This is a genomic window from Singulisphaera sp. GP187 (genome assembly GCF_900129635.1).
Taxonomy (GTDB): domain Bacteria; phylum Planctomycetota; class Planctomycetia; order Isosphaerales; family Isosphaeraceae; genus Singulisphaera.
Genome location: NZ_FSRB01000001.1, coordinates 2,161,074 through 2,185,385 on the forward strand (window position 1 = coordinate 2,161,074; position 24,312 = coordinate 2,185,385).

Sequence of the window (24,312 nt, forward strand, 5' to 3'; positions counted from 1 at the left end):
CTCAAGATGTCTGGCGAGCCGAGCTCACCAGTCGATCTGCTCGATGATTTTGGCCTCATCCCCCGCGAAAATGAGGGGGACCAGGAGCTCGGCCTTTCCCGCCGACCTGCGGATCAACGGCTCCGCATTCGTCTCGATCCGGATCCGCCATTCGCCGTTGACCGAATGCCACCCCTCGGCGAGCGACTCGATCTTGTCGGCAACCGCCGCGCGGAACCAGAGGTCGCTGGGCGGGTTGGATGCCTTGATCGATAAGGTCCGCCGCAAGGTCGACAACTCCTTCGACAGGCCTGGTTCAGGGAAGTCGGCAATCCGGGCCGACTTGAAGTCGTAGAGGAAGGTCGGACGCCCCTGGGGGTCGAGGCGATATCCACGAAACTTGTAGCCGACCTCTTTCGGGGGCTGGGTTGGCCAAAGGGCGGACCCCGTCTCGAGAGTCGCGAAACCAGGACCCTCCGGCAGACCCAAGACGTTGTCGCCGAGCGGACCTTGGAACCCCGCGCCTCGCGCGGACCAATGGCGCGAGGCGTCAATAAACGCTCCTTGCCAGATCAGGGCGATGCGCGCTTCGTTCGCGTCGAACGCGAGGTTCAGCTTCTCGGGATATCCGACCCCGATCCCACGCGGTCCCGCCCCTTGAATGAAGTTGCGGTAGAGGATCGGCTCGCCCTCGGCAACGAGCGGAATCGGGTCGCGCCCCAAGCCGTGGGGCTCAACCGCCTTGGAGCCGTCGGCCAGGAACTGCCAGATCGCCTCGATCTGCTGACGAGTGTCCCCCCCGAGCACCTTCGGCAACAGGCTCTTGCCCGAAGGCCAGGCCACCGGCATCCGGGTGCCGGGACGGAAGACTTGCGGATCGACCAGGTAGCGGTGAAACCAATCGCGCTTCAGCCGCTTGGTCATGATCGTCATGTCAATCGCCTGCACCCCTTCGGTCTCAACCCCTTTGAACGTATGACACTTGATACAGGCGAGGGCCTCACTCCCAGTCAGGTAGCGACCCTCCGACTTGATCCGGCGCGGCGGGACGTGGAACTCGACCGCCTTCACCGGCTCCATGGAGTCGACGTTCTCGAAGGCCGCGATCAGACCGCCGGCGTTCGCCTTCCCGAACCGAGGCATTCGCGTCAGCATGTAGGGTCGGTCCTTCGCTCCTTCGCTGACGATGTGGGCCAGATAGTCGGCCGTGAGCTTGGCTCCAACCCCGTCGAGCGAAGGGGGAATCCGTCCTTCGTCGCCCATCTCCTGCTGCTTGGTCTGAAAGAACGGATTACGAGCTTCCTCGACGCCGCCGACGCCGCCGCGCTGGTGGCAGGCGTAGCAGTTCAGGCGTCGGAACGTTGCCGAGACCTCTTCCAGGGGCGTGGGGTGGGAACCGGCCGGTTGCTTTAAGGTCTCAATCGCCGCGACCAGGCTTTCCCGCTGCCGGTCCGTGAGTGGATAGACCGGCGCATTTGCCGGATGCGCGGGATCGAGGCACCCGCGTTGGGTCTCAAGCTGGGCGAGTGCTGTTGCCGTCAGGCGGGATGGGATCGGTGAATCGTCATGGCGCACCTTGTGACAACTCGCACAGCCGACCGTGGCGAACAACTCGCGTCCTCGGGCTACGAGCGACTCCTCCACGACGAATCGCTCCTCAGGCGTCTTCGACTCGGGAGAGCGGGGCTGATCGGTCAGCGAGAGCGTCCCGGTGATGGGCTGTCGCGGAATCCCGGGGCCCGAATAATCCAGGTCGAACTCCGCCCCCGCCCCACCGTTGAAGAAGGAGGCGGCGATCGGGTGCGTCCCCTTCACCATCCGAATCGTGCCCCGACGCTCCTTCGGCGCATGGATCCCGTCGTTCTCGACGGCCACCTTTCCGTCCAGCAGCAACCGACTGCCGTCGTCCGACTTGAGGTAAAAGGTGTAGTCACCGTCGCGATCGATGTTGAAGAATCCCTCGAACAAGAGCGCAAAGTTGTCGGACCGGCGTGCCACCGTGAGGTCGATCCCCACCGTCTTCCCCGTCTTGAGGGGCGTCAGTGCGGCGAAGTCGGGGAGATTTTCCCAGGTTCCCTCGAAGTAGGAGTACTTCAAGTTCGGCTCGGCCGCTTCGTGGAGGTCGCGCAGCAGGTAGGCCGCCAACTCCCCCGCCTCGTTCCCGGTGAGCCCGAGCGCGGGCATCCGCCCCGACGGCCGTACCTTGAGCGGGTCGTTGAGGAAGGTGGTCAAACTTCCCAGCGTGTATTTCTCCGCCAGGTTACCGAGTGGCACCGACGTCGCGATCCGAGCCGCGTTCGCCTCGAGCGAACCGTGGCAGGCGAGGCAGCCCACTTGTTGATAGAGGACCCGACCACTCGCGATCGCCTTGGCGGTCGGATTGATTCCAACCAGTCGCCCGCTCGAAGCGAGGAAGTGAGTCAACGCCTCGACGGCCGATCGTCGCTCCCCCTCCGGCAGATGGGCCAGAAGGTTGGGCATCGTCGTCCCCGGCTTCTTGGCTTGCGGGTCGAAAAGGAAGGAACGCAAGTATTCGGTCCGGACCCGCGCTCCGACCGCGTCCAGGATCGGCGCTTGCTTGGGTTCCGGCGAAGTTTCCCCAGCCTTCCCAGCTTGGTGGCAGGAGTTGCAGTTTAGTTCGCCGAAAAGCAGGCGTCCCGCCTCGGAGGCGTTGGAGCTGGGATCGACGAAGAATCGCTCGTAGCCCGCGATCAACGGGTGGTCGGGAGCCGATTCCGCCGCCGTCGCGGTCACTGAATCGAGCGAGGAAGCCAGGATGACCCACCCACTCACCAGAATCAAAAACGTCTTCCGAGCCTCAGCGCTCATCAAGTGGATCCCCCGGACAACCGGTCAGCCAGCCTGAAACCGCGAGCGGGACAACGACGGGCAGATCGACGAACGGCACGCGTCGGTCCGTGATTTTGCGATCGTTTTGGACAGCGGGTGGGCAATCGCATCGGCTCCCTAGCGTAGCGAGCCCGGCTCCGAAAACAATGGTTTCGCCCCTCTTTGGTACAACTTAGCTCGTGAGTCCAGGCGACCGTTGCATTCCAATTGAGGGAGCCCCCATCCCGACCCGCACCGAGCGTTGATTCCCATTTTTTTCGAATACTTTTCGCTTCCCTTTGCAAACAATCTCGTTCAGAATGAATTTGTTAGGAGAGAGATGTACGGTTGCGACGGGGATTTCAGGAGACCGTAAGGACCCGCGGATCGTTTCCCGGTTCGAGCGATTGCTTTGGAAGCCGTCGTTTCGCTTAAAACCGTGATGGTCGCGAATGATCTGTTTCTTGCTATAAGCGTTTCTTTTTGACACTAAGGTATCCCCTCTGTATATTTTTCAATGACGCGGGTCGTGCCATACCTCGTATGACGGACGTAGAAGTCCTGAAAAGAGCGGCCTGCTTCGGATTCGACGCTTCGGCGAGGGTCGCGCATCTTCGATCTCAAGACACTTGAGTGAGAGAACTCGTCCATGCGCACGCGATCATTGGTTCTCCTCGAGCGGTCGACCCCGACGCGCCGCAAGGCGGTCCGGCCCCGCTTGGAGTTGATGGAAGATCGGCTCCTGCTCACGATCTTTCCGGTGACCGACACGCTTGACAGCCTCTCGCCAGGCACGTTGCGCTGGGCGATCGGCCAGGTGAATGGCGGCGACGGGGGCGATACGATCGCGTTTGCGATCCCGGGGACGGGCGTCAAGACGATCCATCTCAGCGCCGCACTGCCGACGCTTTCGGTTCCGGTGACGATCGACGGCACGACCCAGCCGAATTACGCGGGCACTCCGCTCATCCAACTCGATGGATCGGGCGCCGGGGCGGGGGTGAACGGCCTGAGTGCGCTCGGGGGAACGACGACGATCGTCGGGCTCGCGATCGTTGGCTTTCAGGGGGATGCGATCCACCTGACCGGTGCCGGAAACAACGTCATCCAGGGCAACTACCTGGGGATGATGCCCAATGGGTCGGCCGTGGGGGCCAATGGCGGCCACGGGATCTATGCCAGCAGCGCCAACAATCAGATCGGCGGCGCGCAAGCGAACCAGGGGAACTTGGTCTCAGGGAATCTGGGCTACGGCATCGTGCTCGACGGCGCCACAGCTAATGTCATTGAGGGGAATCTTGTCGGGGTCGACGGCAGCGGAACGCTCAAGCGGGGCAATTCCGCGGGCGGGATCTTGGTGAGGAACGCCTTGAATAACCGGATCGGCGGCACGAGTGGGTTCGCCGGCAACGTGATTTCCGGCAACAGCGCCCACGGGATTGAGACGTTCGGATTGACCGACGGCCTGCTCGTGCAAGGGAACGCGATCGGCACCGACCGCTCTCATTCGTTGGACCTCGGAAACCTGGTCGACGGGGTCCATCTCTTCAGCAGCAACAATGCGATCGGCGGACTGGAGCCTGGTGCGGGTAACACCATCGCGTTCAACGGCAACCCGGGAATCGGCATCGGCGCAGGCGTCTCCTTAATCCTCAACGTGTCCAACAATAAAATCTTATCAAATGCAATTTTCTCGAATATTAAGCTTGGAATCGATTTAGGCGGAAGCGGGAATCGGAGCCAGCAAGCCCCCTCGCTGAGTGCGGCGAGTACCGACGCACATTCGACCACGGTCAGCGGCATGCTGAGTGGGAGTCGCCCGGACGCGGCGTATTCGATTCAGTTCTTCGCGAATGCCACGCCCGATCCGACCGGATTCGGCGAAGGCGAGACGTTGCTCGGCACGATGCAGGTCAATACGGACCACGCGGGGAACGCCGTTTTTAACGTATCGCTCCCCGCCGGCGTGGCGGCCGGGGCGTTCATCAGCGCGACGGCCACGGATCCGACGGGGAACACGTCGCAGTTCGCCCTGAACGTCTCGACGAAGGGGACGGCGGATGTCGGTGTTGCGGTGACCTCGTCCTCCTCCTCGGTCCAGGTTGGCGACACGGTCACGTTCACCTTGGTCGTGACGAACTATGGATCGACCGTGGCCCGCTGGGTGACGGTGACGAACCAGCTCCCCCCCGGGGTGACGCTGATCTCCGCCACTTCAGCCGACGCCATCGCGGTGCCAGGTCCGAATTCGATCTCGTTCTTGTTCGGCGGCTTGGAGGTCGGTCAGTCTCGGACCGCGACAATTGTGGTGCAGACGTCGACCGCGTCCGGGAGTTCGATCACCGACTCGGCGAGCGTCACGAGCCTGGAAGGCGACCCGAATCCGAGCAACAATTCCGCCTCGGTCACCGTTCCGGTGAATGCGTTGATCGACCTCGCGGTCGCGATGCAAGGACCGACCGGCCCGGTTCCCGTCGGTCAGAACGTGACGTACATCGTGACGGTGAGAAATCTCGGCCCCTCTCAGGCGACCGGAGTGACCCTGATCGATCTCCTTCCCGACAACGTGACTTTGGTCTCGGCGCAAGCGTCGCGCGGGACGATTTCGATCCAGGGGAACACGCTCACGACCCTGATTCCGACCCTTGACGCCAATTCAACTCCGCTGGTTCTCACCATTGTGGTGGCCACCAACGCAACGACCCTCGCATCGATTACCGCCACTGCCAGCCTCTCGGCGAACGAGCCGGATGCTCTGGCGGCGAATAATTTCGCGTCCGTCACGACGACGGTCACGCCCTTGGCCGACCTGCAAGTCCGCGTTCAGGACCCACTCGTTGCGACGCTGGTGGGACAGCCCCTGACCTACGTGGTGACGCTGACGAACCAAGGGCCGTCGACGGCCACCGGCATCTCCCTGGTCAACGTTTTGCCCACCGGCGTCTTGTTGGTTTCGGCGAGCGACAACGTCGGGGGGACGCTCACGATCCGTGACGGCGTTGTCACCGATGAGTTCGCGTCCTTGGCGTCCGGCAGCGTGTTCGTCCTGACGATCGTGGTCACGCCCACGCTCGCTTCCGGGGCTTTGCTCACCAACCGCGCGTCGGTCACGAGCCTCACGGTGGACCCGGATCACACCAACGATTCGGCATCCGTAGACACGACGGTTAATCCGGCTTCCGACCTCTCGGTCAGCGTCGCGGCCGACGCCGCGGAGGTGGGCGCCGGTGGGTCGCTGACCTACACCATCACGGTCACCAACCGCGGACCATCGCCCGCGCCCGGTGTGATTCTGATCGATCTGCTGCCGGCGAACGTCACCGTCACCTCGGTGACCGTCAGCCAAGGCGAGACCACGCAGCTGCCGGGACAGGTGATCGGCAACATCGGGGCGCTGGGCGCCAACGCGTTCGCCACGATGACCATCGTGATCCAGACGTCGGCCAACAACGCGCCAACGATGATCAACACCGCGACCGTGTCGTCCAACCTGCCCGACCCCACACCTGACGACAACAGTGTCACGACCACCACGACCGTCACGCCGCGGACCGACCTCGCCGTGAGCATCAGGCCCCCGGCCGGTCGCTTGCTCGTGAACCGCGAACTGACCTACGCGGTGACGGTGACGAACCATGGACCCTCGCCGGCCACCGGTGTCAGCTTGACCGAGCTCTTGCCCACCGGCGTCAGGTTCGTCTCGGCGATCGACAGCCTCGGAAATTCCCTGACGCCGGTCAACGGCCGTCTGATCGACGGGATCGGCGACCTCGCCTCGCAAGCTTCGGTGACCCTGACGATCGTCGTCATGGCGATGACTCCTGGGTCATTCGACATGTCGGCATCGGTTAGCGGAACCGAGAACGACGACGATCCTTCCAATAACACGGCCACGTTCTCGACCGTCGTGGTTCCGGCCGCCGACCTCGCGGTGCAGTTGGTGACGAACCGGGGGCAAGTGACGACCGGCGATCGCCTGGTCTATACGCTGACCGTGACGAACCAAGGCCCCGCGACGGCCACCGGGGTCCTCCTCAATGAAACCTTGCCCCTGGGCCAGTCGATCGTCGCGGTGACCGCGAGCCAGGGGAGCGTCTCCTCGGGCAACGGTTTGGTGACCGCGCGGCTCGGTGACCTGGCGGTGGGGGCAACCGCTTCCGTGACGATCATCGTGAACCCGACGGTCGCCGGCACCGGGACTGCCCGGGCCACGGTGAGCGGACTCGAGTTCGATTCAAACCCGGCCGACAACCAGGCCATCGTCAACGTGCAGGTGATCGAGCGGCCGGGCACGTTTCAGTTTGCCTCGCCCACGGTCACCGTGCCCGAAGACGCGGGGACCGCGACAATCGTCGTCCAGCGCACCGATGGCCGCCAGGGCCGAGTCGCGGTGAACTATTACACGGTCCTGTCGGGAACCGCCACGCCCGGCCTCGATTTCATCCCGGTCTCGGGCACGTTGGTGTTCGAGCAGGGGGAGACTACCAAGACGTTTACCGTGCCGGTCCTCGCGAACCCGTACACCAACCGGGATGGTACCGTTCACCTCGTCCTGCGCGATCCTCAAGGGGGGGCCGTCCTTGGCTCCCTGATTTCAACCTCCCTGATCATTCGCGACCTCGACCCGGATTTCACCGGCCCGAGCGTCCAGGAAATCCGCCTGTACGGTCCGGCCAGCTCGATCCAGTACATCACCTTGTTCTTCAGCGAGAAGCTGAACTCCGTCACCGCATCCTCGGCCGCCGGCTACCAACTCTACGACGTCGGACCCGACGGCCGTTTCGGCACCGCCGACGATCGCCCGGTCCCGCTCCTACCACCCAGCTACGACCCCACCAATAATACCGTTACCCTCGTGCCCGTCTCTCCCTTACTCGCCAATCGTTTTTATTATGTCCAAGCGTCTGGGATACGGGATATTGTTGGAAACCTGCTGGTATCGGGTCCAGGGGCAATCGCAACGAACCAGTTCGGCGCTTATCTCGTGCGGGGCACGAGCCTGCAATACCTCGACAGTCAACAGACCGTCGTCTCGATTGGGGTCACCGGAGGCGGACTCCTCGACCTGACTCGTTACGCCAACGGAGACGGTGAACGACTGCAAGTCCTTAACCCGATTCCCCAGCGGACTGTGCTCACGGGGCGAGTCCGAGGCGGAGCGAACGCCACCTCGTTCGCGTCGATCACGGGACTCGGAGCCTTCGGCGCAGTCCGCGTGACCATGAGCTCACCGACCATCCTCGTGGGCCACATGCCCTTCAATCGCCGGTTCTTCTCCCCACCAGCCGTCGACGGCGTCTTCGCTCCCGTCGCAATTGTCGGCAAACCGTCCGCTCAACGCCGGCCTCGGGGCCGACGCTGAGCAATTCGGGGCGGTACGAAGTGAAGCGAGCCAACGCTTTGAACGCTCGTTCTAACCAGCCGGCAATTCCTCGCCAAATTCACAATGCAATCATATGTGAAATGTTGATTTATCTTGCAGGGTGGGCACGGCCCACCATCCCAATCTCCTTGTCAAAGCAAAAGCAATCAAGAGTTTAACCACGAATTACACGAATAAATGCAAATTCAATAAATTGTATAAAATAAAAATTTAATTAATTTAATTATTCGTTTAATTCGTGTGATTCGTGGTTAAGATCTTAATGAATTGGCCGTACCTGCCCTGATGGGAATCGTTGGAGCCACGAGGACGCCAAGGCCGATTTCGCCGAAGTGGAGCGCACGGGAGATGACACAGCGTGACCCTGTCAGAATGTCGTCATCAGCGAGGCCTGACGGACAAAACAAAGAACCGCCTGGCCCTCCACATGTGGGATGGGTCCGGCGGTCTAATACTGTCCGATGGATACCAAGGCAGAGGTGTCGACCCTGCGAACGATCGGTTTGCGGTCAGGTCAGGATCAGGAGCGGTCGGAACCAGGTCGAGATTCGGCGCTGGTCAGAGCGGCGGAGCGACCGCCACGTGAAGAGTTGACATAGGCGGAGGTCAGCATGCTCAGAACCGCGGAGCGACGGCCAGCCCGCGACGACTTGCCACCACGACGGATCCTCGCCACAGTGCCCGCCCACACGAAGCCAGAATGCATCGGTGCGTTTTTGGCAGAATTTGACTCGTTCATCAATCTAACTCCCACGAGGGAAACCATCTCCATTTCGGTCGGAGCCGGCTTCACAAGTCCGTAGAATCGAGAAGAGCTCGAATCCCATTCGACGTGCCGCATCGACCTTGATGCTGGTTGCCGGAGTGTCCAAGGAACCACGCCCTCAAGGCTGGTTCCATCGACACCACGATCGAAGTCATCTCGCGGTCACGGCCTCCGCCGGACCACTCGACGCTTCGATCCTCATGAAATTGAAGTTCGCGTCCCCATCTCATCGGACATCCAGCGCCTTACGCTTAACCCCTCTCCTCCGAAAAATCGGACGAGTTCCCCAATGGGCAGAGAGGATGGATGCTTTCGCAACGAGCACCCTCGTAATTCGCTTCGCAATCGGGACCGAGCGAGAGAACCGGAGACAGCCAGATTTTACCAGAGCAATTGGCATGCGCCAATGCAAGAGCAAAGTGAATCTATGGAGCCCAAAAGTGTGGAATTGTTCCGGTCCGTTGTGAGGGGAAGATCCTGGGAAGTGTCGGTTCCGGGACGATGAAACTCGGAGGGGGATTCACCTTGACCTTCTCCTTCTTGGGCTCGGCGTCGGCGGCGGGCACCCCTCCGACCAGGATCATCACGAAGAGCAGGAGCGTTCCGAGCCCGTTGAAGAGTGCATGCATGACCATCGCCGCAATCAGACTTCCGGACCGCTCGAAGACAAAGCCGAGCCCGAGGGAGAGGAAGAAGATCGCCAAAGGGGCGGGCCACTGGGGGAAATGGACCAGCGCAAACAGGGTCGAGGTCAGAACAATCGGTTGCATCGGCATCCGTCTGGAGGTTCGCGCGAAGGATCCCACCGGGCTGGAAGGGGCGGAGAACGGGTTCTCGTCAAACCCGGTGACGGAGGCATGTGCCGGCGTCGCAGCCAATTCGAGCTGAGTCTCCGCTTCCGAAAGCCGCGGGGCTTCGCGTGGCTCGGCCAGTTCTTCGAGTCCAACCTCCTCGACCGGCCTCGGATTGAAGAGCTTCGAGAGCCAGCGCTGAATGACGCCTCGGAAGATCAGCTCCTCGGCAGCGGGGGCCAGGAGCACCGCGGAGAGCACCGCCAACTCGGCGATCCCCATCGACGACTCGTTGCGAATCATCTTTTCGAGGGGGTGACTCTCGGGTTTCCAGACCAAGATCGCCAGCCCGTTGAGTGCATAGACAAACGGAGAGACCACAAAAAAGGCCACGGTTCCCACGAGAAACTGCTCGCCGAGCCGGCGGCGTTCGATTCCGAGGTCGGCGAGGCGCGCCCCGGAGGTGAACCGCAAGACCAAGGGGAGGGTCAGGAGCAAGGCGCCGTTGATCAGCGAGGTCACGACCATCTGCTCCGTAAATCCGAGCGTCCGTTCGACCGCCGGCGCGACGGCCTTACCGGCTTTCGCGACCGCCTTACCGGCTTTCGCGACGGCCTTACCGGCTTTCGCGACGGCAGGCGCAGCCGCGGGTGCCCCGCTTGCCGTCACCAGCATGTACACTGTGATCAGGCCGAGATTGATCGCCAGCCAGGTCAAAACGACCAGCATGACCGATCCCAATCCCCACGGGACGGTTTTGGGCTCCAGGATTTGGGGGACGATCGTTTGACCGCTCCGAACCCGCCAGATCAGCCAACTCCAAGATCCGATGACCCCACAGAGCATCAAGAAAAAGATCAGGAGAACGAACAGGCTCGCAAGCATGGAGGAGACGGGCATCGGGCTCGGGACCCCGGGGCGCACGAATGTCAAGTGTCCAACTTTTATCGTATCATAGCGGCGTTCTCATCGGCCACCTTGCCCGAAATCTCTCGACTCCCTAAAATCGGCGATCGCGAACGCAACCGAAGGAGTTCCTCCGCCGATGTCGGATCTTGATGCCCAGCTCCAGATACTTCGACGCGGTGTCGAGGCGATCGTCCCCGAAGGGGAGTTCGTCAAGATGCTCGAACGATCGATCCGTGACAACGTCCCCCTCCGCGTGAAATACGGGATCGACCCTACCGGGATCAACGTCCACCTCGGGCATACGGTGCCGCTCCGGAAACTCCGCCAGTTCCAGGAGTTGGGACACACTGCCGTCATCATCATCGGCAACTACACCGCCTTGGTGGGCGATCCCTCGGGACGCGACGAGACCCGAGCCTCGCTGACCGAAGCCCAGGTGGCCGAGAACGCCAAAGATTACCTCCGCCAGGTCGGCCGGATCATCGACCTCTCCAAGGCCGAGGTCCATCACAACGGCGACTGGTTCGCGAAGTGGTCGTTTCTCGACGTCCTCGACCTCACCCGCAAGATGACGCTCGGGCAGATCTCGGCCCGCGACGACTTCGCCAAGCGGATCGCCGCCGAGAAACCGGTCTACCTCCACGAATGTCTCTACCCGCTGATGCAAGGCTGGGATTCGGTCGAGATCCGGGCCGACGTTGAGCTCGGTGGGACCGAGCAACTGTTCAGCCTGATGGTCGCCCGCGACTTGCAGCACTCGCAAGGCCAGCGCCCTCAGGTCGCCCTGACAATGCCGATCCTGGTCGGCACCGACGGCACCCGGCGGATGGGAAAGAGCCTGGGCAACGACATCGGGATCGGGCTCCCGTCCAACGACCTGTTCGGCAAGCTCATGAGCATCCCCGACGAACCGCTCAAGCAATACTTGACCCTCCTGACCGACATCCCGATGGACGAGATCGAGGGCTTCTTCCAGCCGGGTGTCAACCCGAGGAACGTCAAAGAGCTCCTGGCCAAGGCGATCATCACCGGACTCGTCTCCTCCGAAGAGGCCGACACGGCCGCTGCGGAGTTCCGCAAACGAGCCAAGGGCGAAGACCCCGTGGAAATCCCCGAGGTCCACGTCCCGGCCGACCAGTTGGACGACGACGGACGTATGCCGATTCCCCGCCTGATCGTCGCCCTGGGACTGGAGAGCAGCACGTCGAATGCGCGTCGCGTGATCGACGGGGGCGGCGTCACCCTCGGTGCCGATCGTACGGTCATCAAAGATCCGAAGGCCTTGATCGACGTCAGCGATGGCCTGATCGTCCGCGTCGGTAAGCACAAGATCGTGAAAGTTCGTCGCCCCCTCGCCTAGAACCGTGGACTTTCGGGTGGATCAGAGTTCGAGCGAACCGGAAGGGTTGGGGGCCAAACCCGGCCTCTCCCCACTCGACCCCACCTCAAAAGGCGCAGGCAGCCCGAAGTTCAACGGCTTTAATCCTTGAAGAGTCCATGACGCCGGAGCCAGCAGGATGAGTCAGCACGGTTTCGGAATCATCGGTTGCGGCATGATCGCCGAGTTCCACACGCGGGCCATTAACGAGATCGAAGGGGCCCGCGTCGTCGCCGCCTTCAGTCGCTCCGAATCCAATGGCGCCAAGATCGCCTCCTTGGCCGGGGGTGACTGCACGATCTATGACAATCTCGACCGGATGCTCGCCCGGACCGACATTGATGTCGTCTGCGTCTGCACCCCGAGCGGAGCGCATCTCGACCCGGCCGTGCTTGCCGCGCGGGCGGGCAAACACGTGGTCGTCGAGAAGCCGCTCGAAATCACTCTGCCCCGTTGCGACGCCATCATCCAGGCCTGCGAAGCCGGAGGTGTTCGGCTCTGCACGATCTTCCCATCGCGGTTCTCGCCCGCCAATCTCGCCCTGAAGCAGGCCATCGACGACGCCCGGTTCGGCCGCTTGACCCTGGGCGATACGCACGTCAAGTGGTGGCGGACCCAGGAATACTACGATTCGGGCGGTTGGCGCGGGACCTGGGCGCTCGACGGCGGCGGAGCCCTGATGAATCAGGCGATCCACAATGTCGACCTCCTCTACTGGCTGATGGGGGACGTCGACTCGGTCCAGGCGCTCACCGCCACCCTCGTCCACGACCGAATCGAGGTCGAAGACACCGCCGTCGCGGCCGTCCGGTTCAAAAACGGCGCGCTCGGGATCATCGAGGCCGCCACCAGCGCCTATCCGGGCCTGCTCAAGCGGACCGAGATTCATGGTGAGTTCGGCTCCGCGCGGGTCGAGCAGGACGACGTCACGCTCTGGTCGTTCGCCACCGAGGCACCCGGCGACGACGTCATCCTCGAGGCCTTGAGCGGAGCGACCGGTTTCACCGCGGGGTCGAGTGACCCTCGCGGAATCAATCACACGGGCCATCGCGACCAGCTCGCCGACTTCCTCCACGCGATCGACACCAACGGTAACCCTCGGGTCGATGGCCGCGAAGGTCGCAAGTCGGTTGAAATCATCCGCGCCATCTATCGGTCGGCGGAGACTGGCCGGGCCGTTCGACTTCCACTCCATGATGTCTGATCTGAGATCAGGCCCGCGCGATCCCTTCTCTCGCCCCGCGAAGGGGCGGGAGAACCCCCTCTGAGATTCGGGAACGCCTCTTGGCGGGCTCGGATCGAGCGGAGCTCCTGGAAGATTGAGCTCTGAGGTCGAAGGAGTGACCGATGCGACGACGACGCTCCCCCCTGCTCGACTATGCCGTCTATCTTGGCGTGCGCCTGATCGTCGGAGTGGCCCAGGCCCTCTCGATCGAGCAGGCCTATTCTTTCGCACGACTGCTCGCGGCGATTCTCTACCGGGTGGATAAGCGACACCGCAAGGTCGGGATGGAGAACCTCGAAATCGCGTTCGGCGACCGCTACACCGAAGCCCAGCGCGACCAGATCGTGCGCGGCGTTTACCTCCATTTCGCGATGATGCTGATGGAGATCCTCCAGATCCCCCGGAAGCTCCATCCGACGACCTGGCGGAATCGGATCACGCTCGTCGGCCAGGAGAAGGTGCAAGTCCTCGACCGCCTGCTGAACGGCGGTCCCGTGATCATGCTAACCGGCCACTACGGCAACTGGGAGATGGCGGGCTACCTGTTCGGCGTGTTCGGGTTCCCCCCGAACTCGGTGGCGAGGGCGCTTGACAACCCGTACCTCGACCGCTTTTTGAAGTCGTTCCGGGAGCGAACCGGCCAGAAGATGATCCCCAAGACGGGGGGCTACGACGAGATGCTCGAGGTGCTCCGGAGCGGCAAAATGCTCTCGTTCCTGGCCGACCAGGATGCCGGCCAGAATGGCATGTTCGTCGACTTCTTCGGCCGCCCCGCATCGACGCACAAAGCGATCGCGTTGCTCGCGATTGAGCATCACGCCCCGGTGGTCGTCGGCTATGCACGTCGGGTCGGTCCGGGCTTCCGCTACGAGGTTGGATGCGAAGTCGTGATTGACCCTGACGAGCTGACCGGGACCGCCGATGACGCCCGGCTCATCACCCAACGCTTCACATCCGCCCTCGAGACGATCATCCGTCGCGACCCGTCGCAGTACCTCTGGCTCCATCGCCGCTGGAAGCATCAGCCGAAGAAGCGAACGGGTCGTAAGGTTGCAGAAGTCCCCAACGCCTCGGACAATCGGGAGTCGGGTGAATCGGGGGGCACGTCAATGACTTGAGCGTGGGAGCCTGGTCTCCCGCTCACTTCGCGCCGGCGCCAGCCGCCTTCGGGGCGGCCTTGAATTCATCCGCGGTCAGCTTCTTGACGGTGGTCCCGTCTTGCATGAGGACATACCCGCCGGACTCGGGAGCTTCCTTCTCGTAGGCGATGATCTTGTCCGAAGCTCCTTCCTCGAAGCGCGTGTTCCAGACGACCACGATGTTCCCCTGCTTCACCTTCAAGTAACCGCTCGGATAGCCCACTTCATAAGTCGCCAGATCAGTAGCCTTGGAGGGGGACTTGTTCTGATGATTGGCGTTGTAGAGCCGGAGCAGTTCGGCCGTTTCCACGAGGCTGTTCTGCTTGATCTGCTCCGCGGCATCGTCGGGGGCCAACCCACCCTGCTCCGAGTTGCAGCCGGTCAAGAGAAGTCCCACCACCAGCCCACAGATCAACCGAATTCCGCCGCGAACCATTGGGAAAACTCTGTAAAAAGAAGGGGCGACCCGAATCTCGGGCCGCCCTGATTCGTTGAGCTCAATGACACTCCCGACCGCACCCCGGCCTTGGTACTCTCCTGACCGTCACGAGAACCACCGGATCCATGTCTATCGCGTCATCGACTTAGAACGAGTCGGCACTGATGATTTCGGAGCCGGCCCTGGTCCCGATGGCCCGCCAGTTCACGAGATTGATCGTGCTCTTGATGAACCGCACCGAGCCGTCCGCGAATCCGACGTTGACCCCTCCGGAGTGATAGCTCCGTGCGGCCAAGTGGGCGGCTGTGAACGACCCGTTGCCACAATCAAGGCCCGTGTAATTCGGGGGAACGGTGTGGCTATATTTCGTCGTTTGCGGGATCCAGCGGGCCACGGTAGCCGATCCGACTCGTGATGGTCTGGCAGCTTGTACCGGGAATTTGCCGACCGAGCGTGGTCGCGAAGTCGCCGTCGGTGCCGGTTTGAACAGGATCGATCTTATTGGTTTGATCGATCGCCGGCATGGTGCTGCCGTAACGAGACTGCTTGATCTCGGAGTACATCGCCGTATTGGAGGTCCCATCGACGATCTCCGAGAGACTGGTGCCCTTGCACATCAGATAAGAAGGGTTGGGCTGCGTCCCCGGCGGATCGAGGAACTGAGGTTGCCCCGTGATGAAGCTCACCTGGAAGATTCCGAATCAAACTCACTGCACATCCGAATGCAGTAGACCCATTGTTCAATATAGCCACTCTCGACAAGGCATCGAACCGGTACCAACGGCCGGTTGAGCTGGCGAAGGTCGAACAACGGAACCGCGATCCCAGAGAATCGTTGAGGTTTGCCGAGCGACCAAGACAGGGTATGGTTCTTCGGAACTGCCCGCGGTCAGCGACCGCATTGCCTGCCATCGTCACGATCGACGACGCACGGCACCGGCGCGTCGAACGTCGCGGCCCGGCCCGGCCTATATAGCGATTTTCGCTTGCATTTTATCCAATGCGACCCGGACCCAACTCGGCCACCACATCCAAACTTTGGCGATCACCCCAAGCAAACAGATCGGCCTGACCACTCGTTCGACTTGCCGGGTCCTGGGGCACTTCGCCGGGTTGAGATTGACCGCCGAGGGGGGGGAGGTCCAGTGTCTGGAACGAACTGCGAACAAGCTAATTCAAATCATGAACAATTAATTGTGGAGTTTTGTGTCAGCGATGTGACTCTGGAGTCGAGACGAGCTGGTAGGCGGGAGAGCCGGGCAACGGGTTGCGGAACTCTTAGGATGGCGGACACGACGGAGAATGACCTGGCCCCAAGTTGAGGCTACGATGTGCCGCTGGCAATGCTGGAGCCGGATTACGCCGGGATGCTCTGGTTGGATCAGCGACAATGAGGAGACGAAGTCAGCGAGATCCGCAGGTAGAGAGACCCACCACGGCAAAGCAAGACTTGTGGGATACGACCGTACCCCACAAGTGCGAAGAGAATCAGGTCTTGCTTTGCACAACGAGGCTGTGCGACACGTGCTCGATACCGCGTCTCACTTCTTCTGAGGTTTCTCGGACGAGGGCAACTCGGCGGCCTTAGGAGTGGTCTGGAACTCTTCCGCGGTCAGCTTCTTGACGGTCGTCCCATCTTGCATCAGGACATACCCGCCCGACTTGGGCGTTTCCGCTTCGTACGCGATGATCGTATCGACGGCCGTCTTCACGGTGGGAACGCTCCAGAGAACGACGACTCCCCCCTGCCTGACCTGGATGAAACCGGAAGGATAGCCATTCTCGTATTTCGCCAGGTCCGCCACTCGTGTGGCGGGTTTTCCCTTCTCGTCACTGTAGCTGCTGAGGAGCAGGCCAACCTCAGTCATTTTTGACTTATGAGCGAGGTCTTCCGCCGTTTCCGGTGGTAGGGCGACTGGCGTGCCCGAGCCACAGCCGGCGGAAAGAAATCCGCTGACCAAGATCCCCAGCACCACGCCGACGCGAACAACTCGAAACATGACAAGCATCCCAAAAGAAGGTGAGGGACGGCCCCAACTGGGGCCGGCCCTCAGTCATCGATCCTCAGGTCCTACGTGAGCGGCCGCAAAGCCTTTATGAGTTCAGGAGAGAGTTGTCTCAGCTCGACAGACGACTCGACTCTTAGTAGGAATCGGCGCTGATGACCTCACCGCCGGCCCGCGAGCCAAGTGCTCGCCAGGTCGCCAGGTTGATGGAGCTCTTGATAAACCGTACCGAACCGTCAGCAAAAGCGGTGTTCACGCCTCCCGAGTGATAGCTCCGAGCGGCGATGTGCGAGGCGACGAAACCAGAATCCACACAGTCGGCTCCCGTGTAGTTGGGAGGGACCGTGTGGGTATAGTTCGTGGTGGGGGGGATAAAACGGTAGTACTGATTGCCACGATACCCAATTCGATTGGTCGTCATGACGTCGCAGGCGGCTGGGGGAGTCTGGAGATTGAGGGCAGCCACCCCTCCTTGAATTGGATCAATCTTGTTGTTCTGGTCAGGCGCGGGCAACGCGGTGGTCGACCACCGCGAGGTCTTGATCTCCGCGAACATGGCGGTATTGGATGTACCGTCCACGATCTGGGAAAGCTTCGTGCCAAAACATTGCTGATAAGCCGGGTTCGGGGTGGTACCCGAGAGATACTGTGACTGACTCAGATCCAGCGTGACCGGAAACAACCCAAGAAAGGCCCCGTTCGTCTCTCGGAGCGTGGTGGTGTCAGCAGGAGAGTTGTAGTACTGGGCCGCAGTATTCCCAAGACTCGCGTAGTAATTGGTGTGCGCACAAGGAAGGCCACTGCCACCGACATCCAACTGAGATCCCGTGTTGGGATCCGATGGGCAAAGGTATGCATTCACCTGCGTGACTCGGGCGGTCTGATTGAATTTTCCGCAGCAGGCTGAACCACCGTTGCTATCGACGGCGAAATTCCAGGTGTTGTAAAGGGCCCCTTGCTCAAGAAACTGCAACATGTAGGCAAGCACATTGGCCCGGCTGCCTCCGCCGCTCATGCCGGGGTACTGAGTCCAGCACGGGGGCAAATTTGAGTTCGTCGACTCAAAATTCATCGCCGCGAGGCCCATCTGCTTCAAGTTATTCGTGCATTGTGACCGACGCGCGGCCTCACGTGCGGCTTGAACGGCGGGCAAAAGCAGTGCGATCAACACTGCGATGATGGCGATGACTACCAAGAGCTCGATGAGCGTGAAACCTCGACGGAGACGTACGCGCTGCATGAACAAACCCCAGCCGAAAAAATGTGGACAGGGTCGAATCTGGGATTTCCCAGCATTCGCACCAGACCCGGTCCTACGGAGAAAAATAAGGATCTTGAGAGGAGTTGATGAACAACCGATCGTCGAGGAAGCGCAACCCGCGAGTAGCGATTAAGGGAAGGTAATGCCTCGCCCGATCCATCTCTGCGACGAAGCGGATTCAAAAAACGGTTGCTACGTGCAGGCTATTCTAGACTTTTAAGATCTAAATGGAAAGTGGTCGGCCCACGTTGAGTTCGCGAAATCATCGACCGGGAAAGGCGGACTGTCCCCGGGGTCATGACACCAACAAGTTTTAAGCTAAAATAAACACATTTGAGAGATTCGTCATTCTCTCTCGCGACGAGGAGTTTGCCCGTCTAGCCGACCTTTCGCACCGCATCGCGTTGCGCTCGAGCACGTTCATGGCAAGCGACCGAAGATGGATGAATTGCCGTCGGAGTGGTGTTGCGCCGCAATGCGATCCTGCGTAGAGCGTGTGTGGGAAATGAGTCGGGCTCTTGAAGGGTCGGCACGGCCCGATGGCAGGAACCTTGGGTTGAAATCGAGGAGCACTACCTGACTTAAGTTGTGTTGCCATAACAATTTGTTCAGGAGGGCTCTCCGGTTTCGGCGGGATCGTCTCGTTTCAGCAGAAACTTTCGCCGTCAGGATTCGTCGAACCCGTTTCTCTCAGCTATGGCGTCATCGGCCCTGGAGTCGTCGGGAAGCCCAACGAGTCCCGTGGGGTGGGCGCGGCCGGACCACCATCTTAACCTCTGATTTGACAACGAGATCGGGATGGTGGGCCTTGCCTACCCCAGGAGAGGGATTCGATCCACACCGCGAATCGATTGTGAATAGGCCGCCGCCATATCGCGTCATCACGGAACGGTCACTCGACAAGCCGAACAGTCCGGCTGCAATCGTTAAGAGGGTGGCTGAGCACACCCGAGAGGGGGAGCAATGGCTTGCAACAGTGACCGCTGCCGATGCCGATGCGGCGGCCGAACTCCGCAATGTGAATCAACGACTCCACGAGGCGATCGTTAAGCTGCCAAGCGAGGCTGAAAGCCGGGTCCTGATCGACAAGGACAAGCTGCGGCACTTGGCCAGTGCCGCGTTTGCCATGGGCGTCAATTCGCGACAGGTCGACGACCTACTGGGCGTGCTCCTGGCCGCCCAGCAGGTCTCCGACCATTCGACCCTCGGTCGACGAGTCCGAACGTGAAGGCGAAATCCTGGAGGCTTTCGACCCGGCGTGTGTCGGCTGGGGCGAACCCCATGCGATCGATGAGACCTTTTTTTGGGGGCGGCCGACCTTGGTCGGGATCGAGCCGGCGAACGCCGAGCCGCGTTTCCAGGTCAGCGTGTGCCGCTGCATCGTCTCTTAGGCACCAGCGAGGCAGCCTGCGCATCGGGCGGCACCTCGCCTCAGACATCATTAAGGCTGGGCTTCTTGTTAATGAGACTATAAGCATCACATACTATACAGTAATTTTTGACCCCAGGCTGGGATCTGCAACACGAACGCCACGCCGTGTTTGTGAAATCGCTGGGCCATGTTTTTTGCCTTCCCAGTCGGCGGCACGTCCGTCATGCCGGCAGCCAGTACCACATCGCGGGCCATTTCCAGTTACCGCTCAAAGACAACTGCCGACGGTTCCTCACGTCGGTGGGTCACCTCGAACAACTCTTTCAACGCACGCCGCAATCGCGCTCTGTGTGTCCGCGGTCTCCGATCCCGGTGCGAAGGCCAAACGACCGGGGGCAGAGACCCCAGCCACACAGAAGCGAACGCATTCAGAAACGCTTCGGTGAACCCAGGGGTATTGTTCCATCGCGTTGGACGGAGTTTTCGCAAAGCGGTAACGCTTCGAAATTTAAGAAGGCGGAGGACTTGGGTTGAGTCACCCCAAAGACCTCCGCCTCCCCAAAATCAGGACATTCGCGCAGGCACTATCGAGTTGACTTGGCAACGCCGGTACTCGAGGACGCCTCGGCCGCCTTGGGAGCGGCCTTGAATTCCTCGGGCGTCAGCTTCTTGATCTCGCGGTTGGTCAAAAGAACATAGCCCCCTTCTTTGGGGACTTTGGATTCGAACGCGAGAATCGTGTCGGATTTGACATCCGGGACAACCGCCTCGGGCTGGAGGAGTTCCCCACCCCAGAAGACCTCGAGCTCCCCTGCCTTGAGGCCGGCGAACGCCATCGGATAGCCGGCTTCGTACTCTCGAATGTCAGCGACTTTCTTCGGAGGGGCCTTCTTTGCCAGCACGTAGGTACGGTAGGCGTCGCCCACTTCACGAAGATTGATGCTCTCGATCACGGCCTTTGGGGGAGGAGCCGTCGAATCGCCACAACCTGTCGTCAACTGGACGGTGGCCCCCATCAGCAAGAGACCAACCCCCCAGCTTCTTCGCAGCAACATCGTCACACACTCCGGACAAGATCGGACCGCACACCACCTGGAATCGACACCACAAGGTCAGGCAAATACGACGTACCCGCACTGAGTTCAATCGACGGACCCTGATTGGATGTCAGAGACTGTCCGCGCTGATCACCTCGCCGCCGGCTCGTGAACCCAACGCTCGCCAGGTATTCAGGGAGATCGTATCCTTGAAAAACCGGACCGAGCCGTCGCAGAAGGCCGCGTTGGCACCGCCCGAATGGTAGCTTCGTGCGGCGATATGACCGTTGACGAACGAGTCGGAGGTGCAGTCGCGGATCTTCGAGTTCGGCGTCATGGTATGGCTGTAGTATTGGGTCCAGCTAATGGCTCCGCGATAGTACACCTGCCCCCGATACGTGATGTACTTGGAGGGATTGGGATCGGAACAGGCCGCATCGGGAACCTGGTTGTTGATCGTCGCCAACTGAATCACGATCAGCGGGTCGTTCGCGGGGAGTTCGGCCGCTCCTCCCGTGGAGGAGCGTGACCGTTTCGTTTCAGACCACATCCCGGTGTTGCTCGTCCCATCGGTGATGTCCGCAAGCCTGGCCGGTTTGGCGACGCGGTAATTGGGATTCGTTGCAGCCGTTCCAGTCCGATCGAGCCCGGGAAAGCTGAACGGCCCGAAAAGCGCCGTGTTGGTCTCCTGGAACCCCAGGACCGAACTGCTGGCTCCTTCGGGCGAAGCGGAGGCGCCACTGCTCGTCATGTAGTTGTTATATCCGAGGGGAAGGCTGGCGGAACCCCCGGTCATGCGAACACTCGAAGCATCTGACGGACAGACATACGTGCTTACGATTTGCGTTTGGGCCGTTTGATTGGCCTTGTTGCTGTGAACATCAAGCTGGAAGTTGAACGCATTGTACATCGCGGCCTGCTCGATGAACGAGAGAATCAAGGCCTGAGTGTTCGCGCGACTGGTTCCAGAGTCCGCGGCTGCGTAGGGACCATACGCCGGTGGCAGATTTCCGTTGACATTCTCGAAATTCATGGTCGCCAATGCAATTTGCTTGAGGTTGTTCGTGCACTGAGAGCGACGAGCAGCCTCACGCGCAGCTTGAACGGCGGGGAGCAAGAGGGCGATCAAAACGGCGATAATGGCAATGACGACCAGCAACTCGATCAGTGTGAATGCGCGACGGATGGATCTCATGCTTCTTTCGACTCCAGGTTTGGTGGGGGGGAAACGGATCTCCGATCCCTTCCGAAAGAGTTTCAACCCATATCTCCTCGGGGAGAAAGTGGCGAAACTGCGGACACTATAAAGGATCAGAATAAGAACGGTGAGAGAGGCGGGCGGTTGTCGCAAAAACTCGACATCGCTTCTTTCTGACGATCAAGGCGAGTCAAATGCAGAAATCCGAAAACGGTGATCCATCTTGTGGATCTTGCAAATCGAGTGTTTACGTGCCGCCCAATTCCTGAAAGGGCATACCTATTGTTAAGTGACAACCCTGAAAATTTCAAGTCGTCCACCTCAATTTTGATGGATTCTCGCAACATCGAGTGAATTCGTGGTCCTGTTCGGAAGCTCAGGAAAAAGCTCACCGCGTCCCCATCAGCTTTACGGTGAGCGAGCCACTCACAGAACCATCCACTCATGAGTTATTGGAGGACCGTGACGAGCACCCCAGAACGGAGTCGCGGGCTAGTGAGCCTCTGTGGCAACGAGCGGCAGGACGAGTTGTGACGGGCGCAGGGCGTCATGATAAATGGAATTGTCCGCCGCTACCAATCGTCGCGATGCGCCCAACGGATCACCCGTGTTGGAATTGACGTCGAACCGGGGGAAGTTACTGCTCGACACGTCGACCCGAATGCGATGCCCTTTCTTAAAAACATTTGATGTCGGGTAAAGCGTAACCGTCAATGGATAGACCGTGCCGGGGACCATTAGCTTCGGTTGGTCGAGCGACTCGCGATAGCGGGCGCGAAGGATTGAGTCGCCGATGTTCAGGTCGAACCCCAAGGGATAGTCCGGGTTGGGGGGGATCTCGTCGATCAGCTTGGCGGTGAAGTCGGTGTCCGGGGCGGTGGAGGAGACCCAGAGTTTGACCGTGACGGTACCGGTCACTTCGAGGTCTTCGGCGAGCGGTTCGGTCCGGAACACGAGAACGTCGCGGCGCTCGGAGAGGGGCAAGCGATTCTCGGCCGCGTGGGTGTCGTCCCGAGGGCGTTGATCGTAGCCGCCGTTGGTCATCAAGCCCTGGTTCGAGGAGATGTTGCCGCCGATCGTCGGTACGGGGTGGCGCGGGTCAAACGTGTAGGTCGACTTGGAGGAATCCTCCACGGGGGCGGTCGTCGCGAGGGTTCCATCACTCCGCAAGAAATAAGACGTGGCGCGGGCGCGGGCGAGCGGCCATTCCTGTTCGGCCCGCCAGAAACCGCCATGCTTGAGCCGGCCGGACGCCGACTTGCGGTCATCGCCGGTCCCCATCACGTAGATCAGGACGGGCGGGTCGTCGTCGACCCCGTTGCGATCCCCCTTCAGCCAGCGGTCGTACCAGCGGAGCCTCCAGGCGGGCAGGTCGATCCCCGCGTCGGCGGTGAACTCCACCTCACCCGCGGAGTTCGACTGCTGCGAAGCGTGAACCCAGGGCCCGATTGTTAAGCGCTGGGGAGCGTGCTTCGCCTTCGAGAGCGCCTCGTAATTCAGGGCGACTTGCCGGGTCCACGAGTCGTACCAGCCGGTGATGTGGAGGACCGGGACGTCGGCATAGTCGGGCAGTTGATCCACGACCGACATTCCCTTGATCTTCCAGAACGGCGATTCAGGGCCGGTTCGCAGGGCCTCAGCGAGCCAGCTCTCGTATTCGGGGACCACCCGGAGCGGCGTTGTGCCGGGGCGAAACGGCAGGTTGTCGACGTGCTGGCGAATCTGCCGGGCGTTCTGGACCAGGGCCGTTTTGAGCGCTGGCTCCGTCAAGGCCGCGCGGCTGTTGGTGGCTCCTTGATCGAAGATCCAGTTCATGAACCGGAGCTCGAACGCCCCCCCATGGCGCATCCCGCTGATCCCGCAATTCGAGAGGGCATCGATGGGGATCATGGTCGTCAGGTGGGGAGGCTTGGTTTCAGCTAGGGCATGTTGGGTTCCGCCCCCGTAACTGACCCCAAACGTACCGATCTTGCCGTCCGACCAGGGCTGCGCGGCGATCCACTCGACGACGTCGTAACCGTCGGCGGGGTCGTCCACCATCATTCTCCAGGTCCCTTCACTTGCGTAGCGACCGCGTACGTCGTTGGCCACGACGACGTAGCCGTGTTTGGCGTAGTAACGGCCATCCGCCGCCGTCCCGGTCTTGTTGTACGGAGTGCGGGTCAACAGGGTCGGCAATCGACCGGCAACCGCCTGGCCATCCCGGGCGGGGCGATAGATGTCGGCGGCGAGCTTGGTGCCGTCGCGCGTGGCGATCTTGACGTCGGTCTCGACGACCACGTCGAATTCGGGGGCGCGATGAGCGACTTGGGGAGGCTCCGCCCAGGCAATCTGGAGGCTCGAAACCAAGAAGAGTGGCACGACGAAGTCACCGAGCGAGCAACACCGACTCCTTCCCATTCTCATGCTCCTCAACAGTTTTATTCGTTCGTTACGGTTCACCCTGGCCAACGCACATAAAAGCCGTCATGTTCGCATGTTTTGGTTGCAGCGGCCTATGTCTCATTGTCCTGGCATGAGTTTCCTTGGCCAAGCTACTCGGCCCCGCAATCGCGGGCAATGACTCACGAGCCTCGCGGCTCCGAAGGCGGGTTGAGGCA

15 protein-coding genes are annotated in these 24,312 nt (G+C 61.0%); 5 read left to right on the forward strand and 10 right to left on the reverse strand.

Translation table 11 applies throughout. The annotated features are described in order from the left end of the window. Positions 1-24: 24 nt before the first annotated feature. Positions 25-2,808: a PA14 domain-containing protein gene (locus BUS42_RS08465; RefSeq protein ID WP_074306532.1), complete on the reverse strand. Its 2,784-nt coding sequence runs from the start codon at positions 2,806-2,808 to the stop codon at positions 25-27. Positions 2,809-3,457: 649 nt separating this feature from the next. On the opposite strand from BUS42_RS08465, the gene BUS42_RS08470 reads away from it, so the two are divergent. Continuing rightward, positions 3,458-8,170, forward strand: a complete 4,713-nt coding sequence (locus BUS42_RS08470) for a beta strand repeat-containing protein (RefSeq protein WP_074306533.1) — start codon at positions 3,458-3,460, stop codon at positions 8,168-8,170. A 1,212-nt stretch (positions 8,171-9,382) separates the two neighbouring features. On the opposite strand, the gene BUS42_RS08475 is transcribed toward BUS42_RS08470, so the two are convergent. Further along, entirely contained in the window at positions 9,383-10,648 is a 1,266-nt protein-coding gene (locus tag BUS42_RS08475) for a CPBP family intramembrane glutamic endopeptidase (protein ID WP_254053388.1), read from the reverse strand. 145 nt (positions 10,649-10,793) lie between these two features. On the opposite strand from BUS42_RS08475, the gene tyrS reads away from it, so the two are divergent. The 3 genes from tyrS (at position 10,794) to BUS42_RS08490 (ending at position 14,378) form a co-directional block, all read left to right on the forward strand. Then, on the forward strand, positions 10,794-12,017 hold the full coding sequence (tyrS, locus tag BUS42_RS08480) for a tyrosine--tRNA ligase (protein ID WP_074306534.1): 1,224 nt from the start codon (positions 10,794-10,796) through the stop codon (positions 12,015-12,017). 157 nt (positions 12,018-12,174) lie between these two features. Next, the gene (locus BUS42_RS08485) at positions 12,175-13,239 is read left to right on the forward strand and encodes a Gfo/Idh/MocA family protein (RefSeq protein ID WP_074306535.1); all 1,065 of its coding nucleotides are present in this window, start codon (positions 12,175-12,177) and stop codon (positions 13,237-13,239) included. A gap of 143 nt (positions 13,240-13,382) precedes the next feature. Next, the gene (locus BUS42_RS08490; protein WP_074306536.1) at positions 13,383-14,378 is read left to right on the forward strand and encodes a lysophospholipid acyltransferase family protein; all 996 of its coding nucleotides are present in this window, start codon (positions 13,383-13,385) and stop codon (positions 14,376-14,378) included. A 22-nt stretch (positions 14,379-14,400) separates the two neighbouring features. Here the strand turns inward: BUS42_RS08490 and BUS42_RS08495 are convergent, their stop codons facing one another. The 5 genes from BUS42_RS08495 to BUS42_RS08510 all read right to left on the reverse strand — a co-directional run bounded on the left by BUS42_RS08495 (position 14,401) and on the right by BUS42_RS08510 (position 18,084). After that, positions 14,401-14,835 (reverse strand): hypothetical protein, encoded by a 435-nt coding sequence (locus BUS42_RS08495; protein WP_074306537.1) that lies wholly within the window; start codon positions 14,833-14,835, stop codon positions 14,401-14,403. A gap of 148 nt (positions 14,836-14,983) precedes the next feature. Further along, positions 14,984-15,232 carry an H-X9-DG-CTERM domain-containing protein gene (locus tag BUS42_RS44910; protein ID WP_254053389.1) on the reverse strand — a complete coding sequence of 83 codons (249 nt, stop codon included), beginning with the start codon at positions 15,230-15,232 and terminating at the stop codon, positions 14,984-14,986. Further along, on the reverse strand, positions 15,198-15,524 hold the full coding sequence (locus BUS42_RS44915) for a hypothetical protein (protein WP_254053390.1): 327 nt from the start codon (positions 15,522-15,524) through the stop codon (positions 15,198-15,200). Before BUS42_RS44915 ends, BUS42_RS44910 begins: the two co-directional genes overlap by 35 nt. An 855-nt stretch (positions 15,525-16,379) precedes the next feature. Next, positions 16,380-16,838, reverse strand: coding sequence for a hypothetical protein (locus BUS42_RS08505; RefSeq protein ID WP_074306538.1), 459 nt, complete (start codon positions 16,836-16,838; stop codon positions 16,380-16,382). Positions 16,839-16,980: 142 nt separating this feature from the next. Further along, the gene (locus tag BUS42_RS08510) at positions 16,981-18,084 is read right to left on the reverse strand and encodes a DUF1559 domain-containing protein (RefSeq protein WP_074306539.1); all 1,104 of its coding nucleotides are present in this window, start codon (positions 18,082-18,084) and stop codon (positions 16,981-16,983) included. Positions 18,085-19,081: 997 nt separating this feature from the next. Between BUS42_RS08510 and BUS42_RS08515 the strand changes: the two genes are divergently transcribed. After that, positions 19,082-19,333 (forward strand): hypothetical protein, encoded by a 252-nt coding sequence (locus BUS42_RS08515; protein ID WP_074306540.1) that lies wholly within the window; start codon positions 19,082-19,084, stop codon positions 19,331-19,333. Between the two features lie 728 nt (positions 19,334-20,061). Here the strand turns inward: BUS42_RS08515 and BUS42_RS08520 are convergent. The 3 genes from BUS42_RS08520 to BUS42_RS08530 all read right to left on the reverse strand — a co-directional run bounded on the left by BUS42_RS08520 (position 20,062) and on the right by BUS42_RS08530 (position 24,112). Beyond that, on the reverse strand, positions 20,062-20,532 hold the full coding sequence (locus BUS42_RS08520) for a hypothetical protein (protein WP_254053391.1): 471 nt from the start codon (positions 20,530-20,532) through the stop codon (positions 20,062-20,064). Positions 20,533-20,644: 112 nt separating this feature from the next. Then, the gene (locus BUS42_RS08525; RefSeq protein ID WP_074310861.1) at positions 20,645-21,709 is read right to left on the reverse strand and encodes a DUF1559 domain-containing protein; all 1,065 of its coding nucleotides are present in this window, start codon (positions 21,707-21,709) and stop codon (positions 20,645-20,647) included. A gap of 495 nt (positions 21,710-22,204) precedes the next feature. Beyond that, positions 22,205-24,112, reverse strand: coding sequence for a CocE/NonD family hydrolase (locus BUS42_RS08530; protein ID WP_074306541.1), 1,908 nt, complete (start codon positions 24,110-24,112; stop codon positions 22,205-22,207). Positions 24,113-24,312: the final 200 nt, after the last annotated feature.